Raw genomic sequence first — 3,638 nt, 5'->3', positions numbered from 1 at the left:
TTCACCGGCGCTCAGACGAGCGGCGCGCGGGGGCTGGACCCGGCGGACCTGCACGCGGCCTAGGGAGGGCGCACGAAAAAGGGGCGACGCGAACGCCGCCCCTTCGACTTTTCAGTCAGGCGTGAGGCCTTTTAGGCCGCCTTCTTGGCCTTGGTCTCGACCTTGCCTTCGATCAGGGGCGAGCCGGTGGCGATCTCGATGCTGCGGGGCTTGAGGGCCTCGGGCAGTTCGCGCTTCAGTTCGACGGTCAGCAGGCCGTTGGCCAGGGCCGCGCCCTTGACCACCACATAGTCGGCCAGCTGGAAGCGGCGCTCGAAGTCGCGCTCGGCCAGGCCGCGATGCAGGAAGGTGCGCTGGCCGTCGTCGTTGGCGGCCTTCTTGCCGGTGACGGTCAGAAGGTTCTCCTTCGCCTCGATGTTCAGTTCATCGGCCGAGAAACCGGCGACGGCGATCTCGATGCGATAGGCGTCCTCGCCGGTCGTCTCGATGTTGTAGGGGGGCCAGCCGTTTTCCTGGCTGGAGCGCGCGGCGCTTTCCAGCTGACGAGCCAGACGGTCGAAGCCGACGGCGGAACGGTACAGCGGCGAGAAATCATAGGTACGCATGGGTCATCCTTCTGACATTCAGCAAGGTTGAGCCGCCCGGCGATTTGGCCCCGGACGACGGAGGGTTTCAGTCCCGGCGGTCCGTAATCGGCCCCAGCAGGTCCGGAGAGCCCGGGATCGGCGCTCTCGGATGAAGAGGTAGGAGGCCGTTTTTCGAGCGCAAGGGGCGCGCGAAATCGTCGCTCGCCGCATCGGCGCCTTGCCGTCGCCGCGAAGCGCCGTATGGGTTTTACCTTCGTCGTCCAGGATCGACCGGAGCCCTTCATGCGAACCTTCGTCCTCAGCGCCGTCGCGGCGTGCCTGCTCGCCTCGCCCGCCCTCGCCCAATCGGGCCCGCCGGACGCTGCGCCGCTGCCGCACCGCCAGGGCCTGTCGATGGAGATGCCGAGCTTTTCCGAGGATGCGGCGCTTCAGGCGGCCGTGGCCGCGACGACCCGGCCCGAGGCCGACCGCGTCCGCGACGGCGAGCGTCATCCGTTCGAGACCCTGACCTTCTGGGGCCTGCAGCCCGGCCTGACGGTGGTGGAGATCGAGCCGGGCCGCGCCGGCTGGTGGCGCAACATCCTTGAGCCCTATGCGGCGGCGACCGGCGGGCGCTACGTCCCGGTCAATCGCCCGACCGAGGGCATGGGCGTCGCCGACGGGACGGCGGACATGGTCGTGGTGGCCCGCGCCTTCCACAACTGGTCGCGCGACGGCCGGGTCGAACCCTATCTGGCGGCCTTCTTCACGGCGCTGAAGCCCGGCGGCGTGCTGGCGGTCGAGCAGCACCGCGCGGCCGAGGGGCTGAACGTGACGGAGACGGCGCCGACGGGCTACGTCCCCGAGAGCTGGCTCATCCACGCCGCCCGCCGCGCCGGCTTTGAACTGGAGGCCCGCAGCGAGCTGAACGCCAATGCCAAGGACGACCGCGACCACCCGTTCGGAGTGTGGACGCTGAAGCCCACGCGCACCTCGGAGCGCGACGGCCGGGCCCTGACGGCGGAGGAGCGGGCGGCGCTGGACGCCATAGGCGAGAGCGACCGCATGACCCTGCGTTTCCGCAAGCCCTACGCGGCGGACTGACGGCCCGATGACAATGCAGTGCGTGGTTTTGACGCTGGCGCAGAAGCGCCTTAAGCCCCAAGCGAAGACACCCGGCGGCGAGAGGAAGCGCGCATGACAGAACGATCGACGCGGCGATCCGTCCTGACCGGCGCCAGCGCCCTGGCCCTGGTCGCGCCCCTTTTCGGCCTGGCCGCCTGCGGCCGCAAGGAAGAGGCGCCGGCGCCCGCCGCGCCCGAAGCGCCCAAGGGTCCGCCGGAAGGCTCGCTGGAATGGGCGGTCGCCGGGGCCTGGCGTCCGGCGGACGACAAGGCGCGCGACGCCTGGCGCCACCCGGTCGAGACCCTGCGGTTCTTCGGCCTGCAGCCGAAGATGACGGTGGTCGACTTCTGGCCCGGCAGCGGCTGGTACGCCGAAATCCTGGCCCCCTATCTGAACAAGGGCGGCGGCGCCCTCTATCTGGCGGGCTTCGTCGAGGGGCCGAACGCCGATCCGGCCCAGGTGGCCATCAACAACGCCCTGAAGGCCCGCATCCTGGCCGACAAGAAGCTGTACGGCCCGGTGCAGTTCACCGCCTTCGGTCCCGGCTCGCCGCAGGTGGCTCCGGCGGGGACGGCCGACATGGTGCTGTTCATGCGCTACATCCAGGCCTGGATGGCGGCAGGGATCGCCGAAAAGGCCTTCGCCGACGCCTTCGCGGCCCTGCGTCCCGGCGGCATCCTGGGCATCGAGCAGCATCGCCTTCAGCCGGACGAGGATCAGGATCCGGCCGCCGCCAACGGCTATGTGCAGGAGGCCTTCGTCAAGCAGTTGGCCCAGGAGGCGGGCTTCATCTTCGTCGAGGCGTCCGAGATCAACGCCAATCCGGCCGACACCAAGGACCATCCGTTCGGCGTCGAGACCCTGCCGCCGCGCCGCCTGACGGCGCCCCTGGGTCAGCCCGCCGATCCCGAGTTCGATCGGGCCAAGTATGACGCCATCGGCGAAAGCGACCGCATGACGCTGAAGTTCAGGAAGCCCGAGTGAGCCGCACCGCCGCCTTCGCCGCCCATGCGCCCCTGATGGGGGTGCCCGGCGCCGCCAGTCCGCCGGGGGGCGAGGGCGACTGGTTCCGCGGAGCCGGCGGCCTGCGCCTGCGCGCCGGGTTCTGGACGCCCTCGACCCTGCAGGCCAAGACGCCGCGCGGGACGGTGGTGCTGAGCCCCGGCCGCACCGAGCCGATCGAGAAGTATTTCGAGCTGATCGGCAACTTCCTGGCGCGCGGCTTCTGCGTCCTGGCGCATGACTGGCGCGGGCAAGGGCTGTCGGCGCGGCTGCTGCCGGACCGCCTGCGCGGCCACGCCCGCGCGGTCGAGGAGTTCCTCGACGACTACGCCCGCCTGCTGGACGCCTATGAGGCGCGGGCGCCCAAGCCGTGGATCATGGTCGGCCACTCGATGGGCGGCGCCCTGAACCTGCTGACGTTGGAGGGCGACGAGACCCGCTTCGCCGGGGCCGTCCTGTCCAGTCCCATGCTGCGCATCAAGACCGGCAAGCGGTCGATGTGGACGGTCAAGCTGGCGGTGCGCTGGGCCCTGCGTCACGGCAAGGCCGGGGACTATGTGCTGGACGACCCGGACGATCCCTTCGACCATACCTTCGAGAAGGACGGCCTGACCTCGGACCAGGCGCGCTACGACCTGTGGCGACAGCAGCTCTACGCCTGCCCGCACCTAGCCATCGGCGGTCCGACCTGGGGCTGGCTGGCCTTCGCCCTGGACGCGGGCGAGCGGGCGCTGAAGCCGCGCGCGCTCAAGAGCGTGAAGATCCCGGTCTGCGTGGTTCAGGCGGCCGAGGACGACAAGGTGTGGAAGCAGACCAACCGCTGGGCGGCCCGCCGCATGGGCCGCGGCCGCTATGTCGAGGTGCCGACGGCCAAGCATGAGGTCATCATGGAGGTCGACGACCTGCGCGGCGTCTTCCTGCACGAGTTCGACGCCCTGGCCGACT

4 protein-coding genes are annotated in these 3,638 nt (G+C 70.3%); 3 read left to right on the top strand and 1 reads right to left on the bottom strand.

The window, feature by feature from the left end; translation table 11 throughout:
- Window positions 1-131: 131 nt before the first annotated feature.
- Window positions 132-605, bottom strand: a complete 474-nt coding sequence (locus BDIM_RS14935; protein WP_003166419.1) for an Hsp20 family protein — start codon at window positions 603-605, stop codon at window positions 132-134.
- A gap of 264 nt (window positions 606-869) precedes the next feature.
- Here BDIM_RS14935 and BDIM_RS14930 point away from each other — a divergent pair, with 264 nt between their 5' ends.
- The 3 genes from BDIM_RS14930 to BDIM_RS14920 all read left to right on the top strand — a co-directional run.
- On the top strand, window positions 870-1,670 hold the full coding sequence (locus BDIM_RS14930; RefSeq protein ID WP_040347173.1) for a class I SAM-dependent methyltransferase: 801 nt from the start codon (window positions 870-872) through the stop codon (window positions 1,668-1,670).
- A gap of 93 nt (window positions 1,671-1,763) precedes the next feature.
- The gene (locus tag BDIM_RS14925; RefSeq protein ID WP_003166416.1) at window positions 1,764-2,675 is read left to right on the top strand and encodes a class I SAM-dependent methyltransferase; all 912 of its coding nucleotides are present in this window, start codon (window positions 1,764-1,766) and stop codon (window positions 2,673-2,675) included.
- Window positions 2,672-3,638 (top strand): alpha/beta fold hydrolase (locus tag BDIM_RS14920; RefSeq protein WP_081461923.1); only part of this gene is annotated, 967 nt, incomplete at its 3' end. The genes BDIM_RS14925 and BDIM_RS14920, both read left to right, overlap by 4 nt.

The organism is Brevundimonas diminuta ATCC 11568 (assembly GCF_000204035.1).
Taxonomy (GTDB): Bacteria; Pseudomonadota; Alphaproteobacteria; order Caulobacterales; family Caulobacteraceae; genus Brevundimonas; species Brevundimonas diminuta.
The sequence above is the reverse complement of the archived record's forward strand: the minus strand, read 5'-3'. Positions and strand labels throughout refer to the sequence as shown.